This window comes from Demequina litorisediminis (assembly GCF_030161615.1).
GTDB classification, from domain to species: Bacteria; Actinomycetota; Actinomycetes; order Actinomycetales; family Demequinaceae; genus Demequina; species Demequina litorisediminis.
The window spans coordinates 130,374-144,800 of record NZ_BSUN01000001.1 but is presented as its reverse complement, the minus strand read 5'-3'; the positions used below and the strand labels follow the sequence as shown (position 1 = coordinate 144,800).

Here is a 14,427-nt window from a genome sequence, read left to right as displayed (position 1 = left end):
CGGGTGGAGCCTACCGGTTCACGCGCACCGACGGCGCGGGAGCAGTGCCATCGGCCGATGCGGTTGCGGAGCCTCCCCGTCCCGTCACCTGGTACGTCACCCGTGTGCCGTCGGGGCACACCACGTCCACGGTGCCGTCGATCTCGTCAGCATCGGGGTACACGTCGAGCACGAGACCATCGAGGTAGTTGTAGTCCGGGCGATCCGTGCGTGCTCCACGGGGGATGATCGCCCCCGGCCGTACATACAGAGGTAGGGAATCGAAGGCGTGGCGCTCCCGCACCCAGCGTCCGCCCTCAACCCGCTCGTGGGTGATCAGCGATGTCCACATGCCCTCCGGCAGGTAGACATCGACGTCGCCCCCGCGCTCATCACGGGAGCGACCAGGAGATCCTCGCCGAGCATGTACTGGCGGTCGAGGTACGTCACACCGGCGTCGTACGGGAACTCGAACAGCATCGGCCTGGCGACGGAGACGCCGGTGGCGGCGGCATCGGCCCCAGCCGTGAGGAGGTACGGCATGAGCGAGTTCTTGAGTTGCGCGAACCGACGGGTGATGGCGACGGCCTCGTCGTCGAAGGCCCACGGCACGCGGTAAGAGTCGGAACCATGGAGGCGCGAATGGCTCGACAGCAGGCCGAATGCCACCCACCTCTTGAACACCTCGGGGTCGGGAGTGCCCTCGAAGCCTCCGATGTCGTGACTCCAATAGCCGAAACCCGAAGCGGCGAGGGACAGCCCGCCCCGCAGCGTCTCCGCCATCGAGACGTAGGTGGACGTGTTGTCGCCGCCCCAGTGCACCGGGAACTGCTGTCCACCCGCGGTGGCAGAGCGCGCGAACAGCACGGCCTCGCCGTCGCCGCGCTCGTCCCTCAGCACCTCGAAAACGGCGTCGTTGTAGAGCCTGGGTGTAGAGGTTGTGCATCACGAGCGGATCCGAGCCATCGTGATACGTGACCTCGGTCGGGATGCGTTCGCCAAAGTCGGTCTTGAGGGCATCGATGCCCTGGCGCAGGAGGACCCGCAGGTGCTCCTGGAACCACGCGCGCGCGTCCGGGTTCGTGAAGTCCACGAGCGCCATGCCTGCCACCCACAGGTCGCATTGCCACACGGACCCGTCGGGGTTGCGCACAAAGTACCCACGGTCGCGGCCCTCGGCGAACAGCGCGGACCGCTGCGCGATGTAGGGGTTGATCCACGCCGAGAGTTTGAGGTCCTTGCTGTGGAGCCGCTGCAGCATGCCCTCGGGGTCCGGGAACGTGCGCTCGTCCCAGGTGAGGTTGGTCCACTCGAATTCGCGCATCCAGAAGCAGTCGAAGTGGAAGACGCTCAAGGGGATGTCACGCTCACGCATGCCGTCGACGAAGGACGTCACGGTGGCCTCGTCGTAGTCGGTGGTGAAGGAGGTCGACAGCCACAGCCCATACGACCACGCCGGGACAGCAGGCTGGCCTGCCCGTGAGGCGCGTGTAGCGGTCGATGACTTCCTTGGGCGTGGGGCCGGCGATCACCAGGTATTCGAGCGACTGGCCGGGCACGGAGAACTGCACACGCTCGACGGCCTCGGAGCCCACCTCAAACGACACGTGTTCCGGGTGATTGACCAGGACGCCGTAGCCCCGGTTGGTCAGATAGAACGGGATGTTCTTGTAGGACTGCTCGGACGAGGTGCCGCCGTCCGAGTTCCAGATGTCGATGCTCTGGCCATTCTTCACGAGGGGGCCGAACCTCTCGCCGAGCCCGTAGACGAGTTCGCCGACTCCAAGTTCCGCCTGCTCATGCGTGTACGTACGGGCCGGGGCACGCCCGTCGAGTGCCACGCCGGTGGGTCCGGCTGGCTCGGCGGCGACGGCCGCTCCAGGCTCGAGGATCATGTGGCCGGGGCCCTTGGCGCCGGAGCCGGTGAGGCGAGTATCGCCGTCGTAGAAGGAGAGATCCCACGGTGCACCCTGCGACACGACGGCGCTGAGGCGGCCCGCAGTGACCGTGCCGCCGTCCTCGGTGACCGTGACGGATCCGACGTCGCCAGCGCTGGGATTCAGCGCGAAACCGGGGGAGGGACGTCCACCGGTGTGGTGGTCGATGCGCACGCGGATGACGCCTTCGTCGACGGGCGTGACGGTCACCTCGAGCACGGGCAGGTTGAGGACGTTTCCGCGGGCCACGATCTCGCGCGTGGGAGCGACAACGTGGAGGCCACCGTCCCGAGATGTGATGCGATAGGCCTCGTGGGCGTAGAGCGCCTCGACGCCGTGGCGACGCAACCAGAAACCGTCGGTGAACTTCATGGGGTGAGTACTCCTGAGGGATGAGTGCCGCGCTCGAACACGGCGAGTGGGGGCTTTGAGGCGGCACCGTCGCCGTCTCGAAGCGCTTCGAAAATGGGGGTCACAGAGATGGACATGGTGATCGGTGAAAGGCCTACGCCTGCGCCGTGGCGGTCGTGTCGCTGGGAGTGACGGAACCGCGGCTGATGTACGTGGGAGGAAGGAGCGTCACCTCGGGAGGCGTCGTTCCCTCGTCAACCATGGATGCCAGCAGATCGACCGCAACGGTGCACGAAGCCTGCGGGTCAAGCGGAATCGTGTCGAAGGGCACGGCCATCCGCTCGGTCGAGAAGGTCACGCCCGCGGCGATGACGGACACGTCGGAGGGGACAGACCTGCCGTTTTCCGCCAGGGCCGCGGAGACTGAGGCGGCAACCTCTGCCGTGGTGTTGAGCACCAGGCCGTCGAGGTGGGGTGACTCCTCGAGCAGGGCGGTGATCGCCTCATGTGCACGATCGGCTACCGGGAAGGCGACAGGCGCGTCCAGGGCGAGCGCGTTGGCGTGGGCCACGAAACTGTCATGAAAACGCAGGGCGAAGTTGGATTCGCGGCGCATGGTGATCTTCGGGTGCGAGATGAGGCCGATGTTCCGGCGGCCGGCCGCGACGAGCGCGTCCACGGCGGCACGCGCCGCCTCCGCGAAGTCGAGGTCAACGCAGACGAGTCCCGTGGTGTCGGCGGGGATGCCGATGAACACCGTGGGGGTGCTGATGGAGCGCGCCAGATCAGCGCGATCGTCGTGGGCGTCCACGTCGAGCACCACGATGCCGTCGGCAAGCGACGTCGCCGAGGAGCGGCGCATCCCCTCAGAGGCGTCGTTGTCGACCAGGAGCAAGGTGTCGTAGTGGTGAGCGCGCGCTGCCTTGGTGACCTCCATGGCGAACACCATGTGCGCGCTGTGGTCCGTGTCGGGGTGAAGGGGAGCGGTCACGGCGAAGATCTGAGAGCGATTCGCGGCGAGCATCCTGGCCGACGCGTTGGGGAGGTAGCCGAGGCTCCTTGGCGGCGGCGAGCACCCGGTCGCGCGTGTCGGGCTTGATGGAACGCTTGCCTGACAACGCGTAGGACACGGTCGAGATGCTCACGCCAGCCTCGCGGGCAACATCCTGAATCGTGGCCATGTGGACTCCGTCGTCATCGGTGAGGCAGTCTCGAAACGCTTCGAAACTGACGTATGCAGATGAGACTATGTGGCGACGGTGAGTGGGGCAAGCCGTCCCGAGGCCTTTTTGCGGATTCGTGATCTGGACCAGTGGTCGAGAACCGGGAACTTCTCGCAGATACCGCACGTTCCCTTGATGTGCGCCTCTCCAAGGCGGACGTTGTTTTCTCCTTTGACACACGAGGGCCCCGCGACGGGTTGGTCGCGGGGCCCTCGTCGTGTTACCGGCCGGGCTTGGGGTTCGTCTCGACCGTCTTGCCGGGATCGCGTTCCACGATGTCTCCGAGTGCCTCGTCGATCCGCGCCATCGCGTCGGCAGGGATCGTGACGCCCGACGCCTTCGCGTTCTCGTAAACCTGCTCGGGCCGGGACGCACCGATGATCGCCGCGGAGACGTTCGAGTTCTGCAGCACCCACGCGAGGGCGAGCCTGCGCCATCGACAGGCCAAGCGCATCGGCGATGGGGGCGAGCGCCTGGACGCGCGTCAGCACGTCGTCATTCATGAACCGCTGAATCATCGACGCGCCGCCCTTGTCGTCCGTGGCGCGCGAGCCGGCGGGAGGCGCCTCACCCGGGCGGTACTTGCCGGTCAGGACGCCTTGAGCGACGGGAGACCACACGATCTGACCGAGGCCGCACTCCTCGGACGCCGGGATGACCTCGCCCTCGATGACGCGCCAGAGCATGGAGTACTGGGGCTGCGAGGAGATGAGTGGATATGCAGGCTCCTTGGCGAGCGCCGCACCGGCGCGAATCTGGTCTGCGGTCCACTCGCTGACGCCGATGTAGTGAGCCTTGCCCGCCCTCACCACGTCCGCGAACGCCACCATCGTTTCTTCCAGCGGAGTGTCGTGGTCGTAGCGATGTGCCTGGTAGACGTCGACGTAGTCGGTTTGGAGGCGGCGCAATGAGCCGTCGATCGACTCCAGGATGTGCTTGCGCGAGAGCCCCATGTCGTTGGCGCCCTTGGGGCCCGTGGGCCAGTACACCTTGGTGAAGAGCTCGAGGCTTTCGCGCCGTTCACCCGCCAGGATCTCGCCCAGCACGGTCTCGGCGGCGGTGTTGGCGTAGACATCTGCCGTGTCGAAGGACGTGATGCCCACGTCGAGCGCGGCCTTGACGCACGCGGCGGCCTGATCGTTCTCGACCTGCGAACCGTGGGTGAGCCAGTTGCCGTAGACGAGTTCGGTGATCTTGAGTCCTGAGTTGCCCAGGTAGCGATAGGAGACCATGCCGCCACCCTAACCCCGGGCGCTGTGCCCCGGCTCTCGGTACTGAGGAGACTCGATCGCGCGCCAGATCACGTCCACCACGGCGTCGGCGTACCCCGCGTCGAGCGGGGCGGACGTGAGCAAGGCGCGGCGGTATACGGCGGCGAAGAGGAGGTCGATGGTGACATCGACCGGCGTATCGGCGCGCACCTGACCGGCGTCGATTGCGGCGCCAAGGATCGCCGCCGCGGCATCATGACGCGGCGCGAGCCAGTGCGCCTCGAAGCGGTCGCGCGCGTCCTGATCCATCACCGAACCGCCTGCAAGGAAGCGCACCATGCGCGCGGTGGGTTCGTGCGTCATGATCGTGACGAGGTCGGCCACCTGTGCGGTGATGCGGGCGCGAGCGTCGCCGTCGTCATGCGCCAGCGACCAGCGGGTGGACTCCATCAGAGCTTCAAGGAGGAGGTCACGAGGACCCGGCCACCACCGGTACAGCGTGGTGCGGCTCACGCTCCCAGCGGCCGCGATGCGGTCAAATGTCGCCAGCGCCGGGTCCTCTGCCGCGATCTCGACCGCGCTGCCAGCACGCGCTGGCGCACCGTCGCATCGCGGGGGCGTCCGCGCCGGGGGCTGTCCGCGGGGGGCACAAGGGAATTAGTGGACACGTTGTTCAGTTTACGTGTGCGAGGGCTGACCGAGCCCTCCGGCCGCGCCGCCGCGTCGCCGTCCCGCCACCCGAACGGAGAAATCCATGCCTCGCCGTGTAGCCCAGATGTTTGTCGACACCCTGGTGGACGCGGGTGTCACCCGAGTCTGGGGACTGCCAGGGGACTCGTTGAACGCGTTCGGCGAGGCGATGCGCACTGACGGTCGGCTGGAGTGGATGCACGTGCGCCACGAGGAGGTGGCCGCCTTCGCAGCCGGCGCCGATGCGGACATCACCGGGGTCTTGCGGTTGCCGTGGGCTCGTGTGGGCCGGGCAACTTGCACTTCATCAATGGGCTGTTTGACGCGCACCGCAACCGCACCCCGGTGCTTGCTATCGCCTCCCATATCCCGCTCGACCAGATCGGCTCGGGTTACTTCCAGGAGACCCACCCGCAGGAGCCTTTTCCGGGAGTGCTCGGTGTACACGGAACTCGTCAGTGACGCCTCACAGCTGCCGTGGGTGCTCGAGAATGCCATGCGCGCCGCTGTCGAACACTCCGATGTTGCCGTGGTGGTCGTGCCCGGCGACATCTTCTACGCAGAGGCGCCCGACCGCAGGCCATCCGCGCCCATCCGCGCCGCACGCCCCGTGGTGATTCCGCAAGAGGAGGACCTGCGGGTGGTGGCCGACCTCCTCAACGCCTCACAACGTGTCACAATTCTGGCCGGTGCAGGGGCGGCGGGTGCTCACGACGAGGTGGTGACGCTTGCCGGGCGCCTGCAGGCGCCCATCGTCCACGCCCTGCGAGGCAAGGAGCACCTGGAGTGGGAAAACCCGTATGACGTCGGGATGACCGGCCTCATCGGCTTCTCCTCGGGATACCGCGCGATGCTCAAGGCAGACGTGCTGCTGATCCTCGGTTCGGATTTCCCTTACCGGCAGTTCTACCCCGAGGACGCGACCGTGATCCAGGTGGACCTGCGCGGCGGGCAACTCGGCAGGCGCACCGCGCTCGACGTTGGCCTTGTCGGCGACGTGCGCCCGACCGCTCGTGCCCTCACTCCACTCATCGCAGAGGGACGCAACAGCCGTCACCTCGACGCTGCCCTCAAGCACTATCGGCGCGCCCGCGAGGAATTGGATGACCTCGCCACCGACGACGGCAAGACCCCCATTCACCCGCAGTATCTGACCCGGCTGGTGTCGCAGCACGCCGCATCCGATGCGATCTTCACCGCCGACGTGGGCAGCCCGACGGTGATGGCGGCTCGCTACCTTGAGATGACCAAGGCACGCCGTCTGGTGGGATCGTTCAACCACGGTTCCATGGCCAACGCCATGCCGCAGGCGCTCGGGGCAAGGCGAGGACCGAGGCCGCCAGGTCATCGCGCTGGCAGGAGACGGGGGACTCTCCATGCTCCTCGGCGATCTGATCACAGCGACCCAGGCGAACTTGCCCATCAAGGTGGTGGTCTACAACAACTCGTCGCTGAACTTCGTCGAACTGGAGATGAAGGCCGCGGGCCTGCCGACCTTCGCGACCGACCTCCACAACCCCAACTTCGCCGAGGTGGCAACGGCCATGGGACTGACCGGGATCAGGGTCGAGGACCCGGCCGACCTGGAGGCCGCCGTGGTGCGGATGCTCGCCACCGAAGGGCCGGTGGTCCTTGACGTGGTGACAGCGCGAGAGGAACTGTCGTTGCCGCCGGCGATCGAGGCGGCGCAGGCGCGAGGCTTTGCCCTCTGGGCGCTTCGCACAGTGATGTCGGGCAGGGGAGACGAGCCTACTCGACCTCGCCGACACCAATGTGTGGCGCCGGCTCACGAACCGCAAGGGCCGCAAGCGCTCGCGCACCTAAGCCACGTCAGGCTGCCATGGCACAGCACGGCAGCGGCCGCCCGTTCCTCGTGAGAGGTCCGGACGGCCGCTGCGTGTGAGGCTCACCGTCAGACAGGGAACTCGCCGCGAGCCACCTTGGGGCGGGGCACGCGGAAGCGACGCATGTTGAGCGCGCGCGAGATAACGTAGAACGTCCAACCGCGCGGCATGCGCGAGGCGCCGAACTTCTCGATGAAGCGCTTCTTCATGCGGCGCACCATCACGAAGGTCTCGATCGCGGCGGCGAGCACCAGGATGTAGAACACCAGCACCATGAGTCCGCCGAGGGCGCCGAACTGACCCAGGAACAGCGACAGGATCACGAAGAGAATTGCCACGGGCAGCAGGAACTCGCCCATGGACCACCTGGCGTCCACGTAGTCGCGCAGCCAGCGCCGCTCGGGACCGCGGTGCTCGAGCGGCATGTTCCGCTCATCGCCCTCGCGCATCGCCTGGTACTCCTTGTCGCGCTGGACCCGCATCTTTTCGCGGTCGGCCTTCTTGGCGGCCTTGGGGTCGTCGAACAGCGTGCGGCGGTTCGCGGCCTCCTGGTCCTTGCGCTTGGGAGTGGGGCGGCCCTTCTTGTCGGAGGGCGACTCGACGGTCGAGTTCTCGTCGGGAAGGTCCACCGTCGAGTCGTTGCTGGGCGTGTTGTCTGACATGAGTTCCTTGGAGTGCGGCCGCGAGGTGCGGTCACCAGTTGGAGGGTGCGGTGATGCCGGGCAGCGCCAGCATCTGGTCGAGGGCCACCTTGGCCTCGACCTGGGTCTGGGGATCGACGACGATGCGGTTGGGCACATCGCCTGCCACAAGCGACTCGAGTGCCCACACGAGGTGCGGGAGGTCGATGCGGTTCATCGTGGAGCAGAAGCACACGGTGTCCTCAAGGAAGTGCACTTCCTTGTCGGTGTGCTGGTTGGCAAGGCGGCGGACCAGGTTCAGGCTCGGTGCCGATCACCCACTTTGAGCCTGGCTCTGCGGCGTCAAGGGCCTTGATGATGTACTCCGTGGAGCCCACGTAGTCGGCGGCGCGGACCACCTCGTTGGAGCACTCGGGATGCACGATGACGTTGATGCCCGGCACCTTCGCGCGTGCGCTGTCCACATTCTCCTTGCGGAACCGCCCGTGCACGGAGCAGTGGCCCTTCCACAGGATGATGCGTGCGGCCTCGAGCCTGCTCGCGGGTGTTGCCGCCGAGCGGCTTGCGGGGGTCGTACAGCACGCAGTCGTCGAGGCTGTAGCCGAGCCTTTCGACGGCGGTGTTGCGGCCAAGGTGCTGGTCGGGCAGGAACAGCACCTTGCCGTCACCGTCCACACCGCCCACCTGGTCATACGCCCAACGCAACGCGACCTCGGCGTTCGAGGAGGTGCACACCACGCCGGAGTTGCGGCCACAGAAGGCCTTGATGGCGGCAGTCGAGTTCATGTAGGTGACGGGCACCGTGCGGTCAGCGATTCCTGCTTCACGGAGCCTGGTCCCATGCGTCTTCGACCTGGTTGATGTTCGCCATGTCGGCCATGGAGCAACCAGCGGCCATGTCGGGCAGGATTACCTGCTGATCGTCCGAGGTGAGGATGTCCGCGGACTCGGCCATGAAGTGCACGCCACAGAAGACGATGTACTCGGCCTCGGGACGCGCCGCAGCCTCGCGCGCGAGTTTGAAGGAGTCGCCGGTGACGTCGGCGAACTGGATGACCTCATCGCGTTGATAGTGGTGGCCGAGGATGAAGACTCGGTCGCCCAACTCGGCCTTCGCCGCGCGTGCGCGCACGATGAGATCGGGGTCCGATGCTGACGGGAGATCACCGGGGCAGTCGACACCGCGTTCCGACAGGGGATCGCGGCGGTTGCCCAGGAGCAGGAGCGCCGGAGACTGAGTGGGCTCGGAGAACGTCGTGCTCATGCGCACATTGTCGCACGGTCGCCAGGGCACACTAGAGGCCATGCGGATCCTCGTCCTGACCGAAGACTGGCCCGGCGTCCCCGCCTCCCGCGGGGCCGAGCTCGCAGCCAAGGCGTGGGCCGGGGTGAATCCCGCGGTCGAGGTGACGGCTCGCGCGTTGGGTGGCGGTGGCGCACGGACGGCCGATGCGTGGGCGGGAGAGCGGGGGTCGTGACGGACGCGGCGGGGCTGGCCCTTGTCGAGACCGTCGCGGTCGAGGGCGTCACACTGTTGGCGCCCGCCGGGGGTCAGACCCGCTGGAACCCCGACGCGCTCGGCGCAGCGTTGCGTGCCCTCGCCAAGTCCTCGCAGACGGGACCCGTGGTGGTGCCGGTGGGCGACGACGAACCCGCAGGGGACGCCGCCGCGCTCTGGGGCGGCGACGTCGACGCGATGCGCGCGGCGCTTCGGGGGCTTGACCTCCAGGTACTGGTGCGTGCCGACCGGCCCCTCGTGGGCTTTCACGGCATGTCGAACGCCCTGCGCGACGGGCGTGAGGGCGACGCCGCCCTCGCGGTGGCCGCGCAGGCCCAGGAGGAACGGTGGAGCACGGTGGCGCGGGCCACCGACCCGGGCGCGCGTTCGTCACTGCTGGGGCCGGCCCGCCTGTCCGATGCCCCCGGCACCGGAGCCTGCGGGAGGACTGGCGTACTGCCTTGCCGCGGTGGGAGCGCACCTCACCCCGGCATCGGCCCGCCTGGCGGATCTAGCCCACGCCGGCGACGTGGAGCCCGACGTCGTGGTGGCCGTGAGCGGCATTCTGACGCCGCGCACCCTTGACCACGGCATCGTGCCCGCTGCGAGCTTGCTGGCCGCGCGCCGTGCCGTGCCCTGCGTGGTGGTCGCGCCCGAGGTGCACGTGGGGCGACGTGACCTGATGGCAGCGGGGGTGGTGGGCGCTCACGAGGGCGAGCCGGGCGAGGGGGGCTGGTGGATCAGGCTGGCGCGAGTCGCCCAGACCTGGACACCGGCGCGCTAGCCGGACCCGGAGTCGCCGCGCACGCACGGATGGTGGCGCTTTCAACGAATCGGCGTAGGCTAGGGCGCACCGACAAGAGAGAGGAGGCGGCATATGACTGACACCGCTGTTGAGGTTCCGGCTCACGGAGTGGTCATCACCGACGCCGCCGCTGGCAAGGTGAAGAGCCTGCTCGAGCAGGAGGGTCGTGACGACCTCCGTCTGCGCCTTGCGGTGCAGCCGGGTGGCTGCTCCGGCCTCATCTACCAGCCTGTACTTCGACGAGCGAGTGCTCGACGGAGACGCGGTCAAGGAGTACGAGGGCGTTGAGGTAGTCGTGGACAAGATGTCCGTGCCTTACCTCGACGGTGCCACGATTGACTTCGCGGACACCATCGAGAAGCAGGGCTTCACGATTGACAACCCGAACGCTGCAGGCTCTTGCGCGTGTGGAGACTCCTTCACCTGAGTCGACGACCGATACTGCGCGGACGGGCGGTGCGGGCCAATGGCCCCGCCGCCCGTTCTGCTGTTTCAGGCGCTCATGGAGTCGCGGACGTGCTCGACGACACGGGGGAGTACCGCGAGGAACCTGTCGACGTCTTGGTCGGTCACGCCGGGGTGCAGGCCGATGCGCAGGTTGCCGTGGGTGAGGGCGCCCATGGCCGCGAGGACGTGACTCGGCTCGAAGGCTGCTTTGCCGCACGCGGAGCCCGAGCCGACCGCGATGCCTTCCCGATCGAGTCGGCTGACGAGGGGCTCACCGTCGAGGTACAGAAAGGCCGCGGTGACGAGGTGGGGCAGGCGCTCCACCGCATCACCGACCAGGTGGACGCCCACGGTGCGTGCCATCCCGGCCCGCAGGCGGTCGACGAGATCGTGTTGGCGGCGGGCCTCCGCCTCCAGGTTCTCCATGCGTTCCTGGAGCGCCACGGCTGCGGCCAACGCGAGCGGCACGGATAGCGCGCCCGGAGCCCAGGGGTCAGACGATTCGGGCCAGTGGGGCAGCCACCGTGTGCGCGGGCGAAGTGCGACGACGCCGATGCCTGCCGGAGCGCCCCAGTCGGCGGGGTCGGCGATGAGGGCGTCCCAGTGCTCGGGCGCGGAAACGTGCCCGATGGATGCGGTCGCGTCGACCACGAGGGGAACGGCGGCAGTGGTGGTGATCTCCGCGACCTCGTCGAGCCGCTGCAGCGTGCCGATCTCGTGGTTGGCGTGTTGCACGGCCACGAGCGCCGTGTCGGGGTGGCTTGCGCCAGCGCGCACCGCGTCCAGGTCAACGTGACCTTCCGCGTCCACCTCGAAGGTGTCCACGGCGCCCGACGAGACAAAGGATGCGGCCTCAAGAACGAGGTCCCGTTCGATGGCCGACACGCCGATGCGCGTGCGTCCCCGCCGTGCGGCATAGATGCCGCCGATGACCCGTTCGAACCCGAGGGGAACGGAGGACGTGAGGTGGACGTTGTCATGGTGGACACCAAGGACTTCGGCGATGGCGCCACGCGCGCCATCGACAAGCGCCCTGGCACGCCGCGACTCCGTTGTCAGACGGCGCGGGTCGGCCCAGCCATCGGCCAAGCCAGCCCTCAGCGCATCGGCGGTACGAGGGGAAATGGGGAGCCTGCCCCCGGCGTCGAGGAACAGGCGCTGCGCTGGCATGCCCTCACGGTATCGCGCGCTAGACTGCCCGTGTGTCCCACGAACTACGTCCCCGCATGCCCAGAAAAGCCGTCATGGGTGCCGGCGCGGCGGCCGCGGTCCTCTTGCTCTCGGGTTGTTCCCAGGGCATCGAGAACGGCGCGCTTCCCTCGACTCCGGAGATCACCAATCAGACCGGCCGCATCATCACGCTCTGGAACGGATCCTGGATTGCCGCGCTCGTCGTCGGCGTCATTACCTGGGGTTTGATCCTGTGGTGCGTCGCTGTTTACCGCAAGCGCAAGGGCGACAACAAGCTGCCCGTGCAGACGCGCGTGAACCTGCCGCTCGAGCCTGATGTACACGATCGTTCCGATCATCGCGATCGGCGTGCTGTTCAAGTACACGGCCGAGGACATCGCGTTCCTGACCGACGTCTCTGCCGAGCCTGACGTCGAGATTCAGGTCGTGGGCAAGCAGTGGAGCCTGGGACTTCAACTACCTCACGGACGATGTCTTCGACCCGGGCGTGCAGGCTCAACTCACGGGTGAGGAGGGCGTCGAGGAGACCCTCCCGACCCTGTACCTCCCGGTGAACGAGACGGTTCACTTCTACCTCGACTCGCGTGATGTCATCCACTCTTTCTGGATCCCCGCGTTCCTCTACAAGGAGGACACGGTTCCCGGTCGCACCAACGAATGGCAGGTGACGCCCACGCAGACGGGCACCTACCAGGGCAAGTGCGCCGAGCCTGTGCGGCGAGTACCACGCCTCGATGCTCTTCAACGTGAAGGTCGTCGAGCGCGACGAGTACGACGCGCACATGCAGGAACTGCGAGACAAGGGCTACGAAGGCGAACTCGGCCTCGAGTACAGCCGCGACCAGGTGGTGGAGTTCACCACCGAGCACGGGGAGACTGAGTAATGGCGACCGCAGCGTATGAGAACGACGGCAGCCTGGGCTCGACCCCCGCGCTGACCGCCGCCCCCGCCCGCTCGGGCTCGATCGTTGTCAAGTGGATCACCTCCACCGACCACAAGACCATCGGGTACATGTACCTGATCACGTCGTTCATGTTCTTCATCATCGGCGGCGTGCTCGCGCTGCTCATCCGTGCCGAGCCTGTTCGCGCCCGGCATGCAGGTGGTGCAGTCCGCGGAGCAGTACAACCAGCCTGTTCACCATGCACGGCACGATCATGCTGCTGCTGTTCGCAACGCCGCTGTTCGCCGGCTTCGCGAACGTCATCACGCCGCTGCAGATCGGCGCGCCCGACGTCGCATTCCCGCGTCTGAACATGTTCGCCTACTGGCTGTACCTCTTCGGCGGCATCATCGCGGTCGCGGGCTTCTTCACGCCGCAGGGCGCCGCCTCGTTCGGCTGGTTCGCCTATTCGCCGCTGTCGAACGCCGTGTACTCGCCCGGCGTGGGCGGCAACCTGTGGGTCTTCGGCCTCGCGCTCGGTGGCTTCGGCACCATTCTTGGTGCGGTGAACTTCATCACCACCATCGTGACGATGCGTGCACCTGGCATGACGATGTTCCGCATGCCGATCTTCACGTGGAACATCCTCGTGACCTCGATGCTGGTGCTGCTGGCCTTCCCGCCGCTGGCCTCGGCCCTGTTCGCGCTGGGCTCTGACCGTGTGCTCCACTCCCAGGTGTTCAACCCCGATAACGGCGGCGCCATCCTGTGGCAGCACCTGTTCTGGTTCTTCGGACACCCCGAGGTGTACATCATCGCTCTGCCGTTCTTCGGCATCATTACCGAGATCCTCCCGGTCTTCTCGCGCAAGCCGCTGTTTGGCTATCACGGCCTGGTGTACGCGACGATCGCGATTGCTGCGCTGTCCGTGACGGTGTGGGCGCACCACATGTACGTGACCGGCGCGGTGCTGCTGCCGTTCTTCTCGTTCATGACGATGCTGATCGCGGTGCCGACAGGCGTGAAGTTCTTCAACTGGATCGGCACGATGTGGCGAGGAAGCTCACCTTTGAGACCCCGATGCTGTGGACGATCGGCTTCCTCATCACCTTCTTGTTCGGTGGCCTGACCGGCATCATCCTCTCGGCTCCGCCGCTGGACTTCCCGATCTCCGACTCGTACTTCGTGGTCGCGCACTTCCACTACGTCGTGTTCGGTACGGTCGTGTTCGCGATGTTCGCTGGCTTCTACTTCTGGTGGCCCAAGTTCACCGGCAAGATGCTCAACGAGCGTTGGGGCAAGGTCCACTTCTGGCTGCTGTTCATCGGCTTCCACACCACCTTCCTGATCCAGCACTGGCTCGGCGCCTCCGGCATGGCCCGTCGCTACGTCGACTACATGCCCGAGGACGGGTTCACCTTCATGAACCAGGTCTCGACCGTCGGTTCCGTGATCCTCGCCCTGTCGACGCTGCCGTTCTTCTGGAACGTGTACATCACCGCGAAGCGTGCGCCGAAGGTCACGGTCGACGACCCGTGGGGTTACGGCAACTCGCTCGAGTGGGCGACCTCTTGCCCGCCGCCGCGTCACAACTTCGTGTCCATCCCGCGTATCCGCTCCGAGCGCCCCGCGTTCGACCTCCACCACCCGGAGGCCGCGGCCCGCGATCACGCGTCGTCCCACCACGCACTGGTGGACGCGGCGCCCGTCTCGAAGGAGGCATGAC

Annotated in this window: 11 protein-coding genes and 6 pseudogenes; 8 read left to right on the top strand and 9 right to left on the bottom strand. The window is 67.1% G+C overall.

The genetic code is table 11. The features are described 5' to 3' along the window. Window positions 1–10 precede the first annotated feature (10 nt). The 5 genes and pseudogenes from yicI to QQK48_RS00855 form a co-directional block, all read right to left on the bottom strand. Window positions 11–2,288: pseudogene (yicI, locus tag QQK48_RS00875) on the bottom strand (alpha-xylosidase). A gap of 133 nt (window positions 2,289–2,421) precedes the next feature. Beyond that, window positions 2,422–3,204, bottom strand: coding sequence for a substrate-binding domain-containing protein (locus QQK48_RS00870; protein ID WP_284327159.1), 783 nt, complete (start codon window positions 3,202–3,204; stop codon window positions 2,422–2,424). Further along, window positions 3,134–3,448, bottom strand: coding sequence for a LacI family DNA-binding transcriptional regulator (locus tag QQK48_RS00865; protein WP_284327158.1), 315 nt, complete (start codon window positions 3,446–3,448; stop codon window positions 3,134–3,136). Before QQK48_RS00865 ends, QQK48_RS00870 begins: the two co-directional genes overlap by 71 nt. 262 nt (window positions 3,449–3,710) lie before the next feature. Continuing rightward, window positions 3,711–4,722 (bottom strand): annotated as a pseudogene (locus QQK48_RS00860) (aldo/keto reductase family protein). A gap of 9 nt (window positions 4,723–4,731) precedes the next feature. Continuing rightward, window positions 4,732–5,151 (bottom strand): TetR-like C-terminal domain-containing protein, encoded by a 420-nt coding sequence (locus QQK48_RS00855; protein ID WP_284329265.1) that lies wholly within the window; start codon window positions 5,149–5,151, stop codon window positions 4,732–4,734. A gap of 304 nt (window positions 5,152–5,455) precedes the next feature. Here QQK48_RS00855 and poxB point away from each other — a divergent pair. Continuing rightward, a pseudogene (gene poxB, locus QQK48_RS00850) lies at window positions 5,456–7,215 on the top strand (ubiquinone-dependent pyruvate dehydrogenase). An 88-nt stretch (window positions 7,216–7,303) separates the two neighbouring features. Here the strand turns inward: poxB and QQK48_RS00845 are convergent. Then, the gene (locus tag QQK48_RS00845; protein ID WP_284327157.1) at window positions 7,304–7,897 is read right to left on the bottom strand and encodes a DUF3043 domain-containing protein; all 594 of its coding nucleotides are present in this window, start codon (window positions 7,895–7,897) and stop codon (window positions 7,304–7,306) included. Window positions 7,898–7,928: 31 nt separating this feature from the next. Beyond that, window positions 7,929–9,140, bottom strand: a pseudogene (gene nadA, locus QQK48_RS00840) (quinolinate synthase NadA). 40 nt (window positions 9,141–9,180) lie between these two features. On the opposite strand from nadA, the gene QQK48_RS00835 reads away from it, so the two are divergent. From QQK48_RS00835 to erpA, 4 genes and pseudogenes are all read left to right on the top strand, one after another. Then, on the top strand, window positions 9,181–9,354 hold the full coding sequence (locus tag QQK48_RS00835; RefSeq protein WP_284327156.1) for a hypothetical protein: 174 nt from the start codon (window positions 9,181–9,183) through the stop codon (window positions 9,352–9,354). Then, window positions 9,351–9,959: a hypothetical protein gene (locus tag QQK48_RS00830; RefSeq protein WP_284327155.1), complete on the top strand. Its 609-nt coding sequence runs from the start codon at window positions 9,351–9,353 to the stop codon at window positions 9,957–9,959. Before QQK48_RS00835 ends, QQK48_RS00830 begins: the two co-directional genes overlap by 4 nt. Then, window positions 9,928–10,158 carry a hypothetical protein gene (locus QQK48_RS00825; protein WP_284327154.1) on the top strand — a complete coding sequence of 77 codons (231 nt, stop codon included), beginning with the start codon at window positions 9,928–9,930 and terminating at the stop codon, window positions 10,156–10,158. The genes QQK48_RS00830 and QQK48_RS00825 overlap by 32 nt, the downstream gene beginning before the upstream one ends. Before the next feature lie 93 nt (window positions 10,159–10,251). Next, a pseudogene (erpA, locus tag QQK48_RS00820) lies at window positions 10,252–10,606 on the top strand (iron-sulfur cluster insertion protein ErpA). A 65-nt stretch (window positions 10,607–10,671) separates the two neighbouring features. Here erpA and QQK48_RS00815 read toward each other — a convergent pair. Continuing rightward, on the bottom strand, window positions 10,672–11,796 hold the full coding sequence (locus tag QQK48_RS00815; RefSeq protein WP_284327153.1) for a cysteine desulfurase family protein: 1,125 nt from the start codon (window positions 11,794–11,796) through the stop codon (window positions 10,672–10,674). Between the two features lie 44 nt (window positions 11,797–11,840). After that, window positions 11,841–12,140: a hypothetical protein gene (locus QQK48_RS20910; RefSeq protein WP_431308265.1), complete on the bottom strand. Its 300-nt coding sequence runs from the start codon at window positions 12,138–12,140 to the stop codon at window positions 11,841–11,843. Between QQK48_RS20910 and QQK48_RS20905 the strand changes: the two genes are divergently transcribed. The 3 genes and pseudogenes from QQK48_RS20905 to ctaD all read left to right on the top strand — a co-directional run bounded on the left by QQK48_RS20905 (window position 12,133) and on the right by ctaD (window position 14,426). Beyond that, on the top strand, window positions 12,133–12,327 hold the full coding sequence (locus QQK48_RS20905; protein ID WP_431308264.1) for a hypothetical protein: 195 nt from the start codon (window positions 12,133–12,135) through the stop codon (window positions 12,325–12,327). The two genes, QQK48_RS20910 and QQK48_RS20905, sit on opposite strands and share 8 nt — an antisense overlap. Continuing rightward, window positions 12,305–12,697, top strand: a complete 393-nt coding sequence (locus QQK48_RS20900) for a cytochrome c oxidase subunit II (RefSeq protein WP_431308263.1) — start codon at window positions 12,305–12,307, stop codon at window positions 12,695–12,697. The genes QQK48_RS20905 and QQK48_RS20900 overlap by 23 nt, the downstream gene beginning before the upstream one ends. Before the next feature lie 3 nt (window positions 12,698–12,700). Then, window positions 12,701–14,426: pseudogene (gene ctaD / locus QQK48_RS00805) on the top strand (aa3-type cytochrome oxidase subunit I). Window position 14,427: the final 1 nt, after the last annotated feature.

Coding starts and splice junctions, on each gene's coding strand:
- QQK48_RS00870 (WP_284327159.1), bottom strand. CDS start 3,204: ATGGAGGTCACCAAGGCAGCGCGCGCTCACCACTACGACACCTTGCTC.
- QQK48_RS00865 (WP_284327158.1), bottom strand. CDS start 3,448: ATGGCCACGATTCAGGATGTTGCCCGCGAGGCTGGCGTGAGCATCTCG.
- QQK48_RS00855 (WP_284329265.1), bottom strand. CDS start 5,151: ATGGAGTCCACCCGCTGGTCGCTGGCGCATGACGACGGCGACGCTCGC.
- QQK48_RS00845 (WP_284327157.1), bottom strand. CDS start 7,897: ATGTCAGACAACACGCCCAGCAACGACTCGACGGTGGACCTTCCCGAC.
- QQK48_RS00835 (WP_284327156.1), top strand. CDS start 9,181: ATGCGGATCCTCGTCCTGACCGAAGACTGGCCCGGCGTCCCCGCCTCC.
- QQK48_RS00815 (WP_284327153.1), bottom strand. CDS start 11,796: ATGCCAGCGCAGCGCCTGTTCCTCGACGCCGGGGGCAGGCTCCCCATT.
- QQK48_RS20905 (WP_431308264.1), top strand. CDS start 12,133: ATGTACACGATCGTTCCGATCATCGCGATCGGCGTGCTGTTCAAGTAC.